This window comes from Pseudomonas sp. 2822-17 (assembly GCF_002742485.1).
Lineage (GTDB): Bacteria > Pseudomonadota > Gammaproteobacteria > Pseudomonadales > Pseudomonadaceae > Aquipseudomonas > Aquipseudomonas cyclaminis.
This window is the reverse complement of sequence record NZ_LJRZ01000436.1, coordinates 1-240: the sequence shown is the minus strand read 5'-3', so window position 1 is coordinate 240 and position 240 is coordinate 1. Positions and strand designations below refer to the sequence as shown.

1 protein-coding gene is annotated in these 240 nt (G+C 31.2%); it reads left to right on the top strand.

Annotated features, from left to right (window positions below; all coding sequences use genetic code 11):
* Window positions 1–240 (top strand): HAD family hydrolase (locus tag AOA60_RS15350; protein WP_143522446.1); only part of this gene is annotated, 240 nt, incomplete at both ends.

Genomic DNA, 240 nt, shown 5'->3' with positions numbered 1-240 from the left:
GATATAGCAAGAAAACTAGTAAAAGAGGCTATTGACCAAGGTTTTAGAGTAGCTGTAGCAACAAATCCAGTTTTTCATAAATCAGCAATTTATCATAGATTAAAATGGGCAGAAATTGATGATATGCCTTTTGAACTTGTCACTGTTTACGAGGAAAGTATATATACTAAACCTTACAAAGAATATTATAAATACATTTGTGATCAATTAGGTGTAGCTCCTGAAGATTGTGTAATGGTT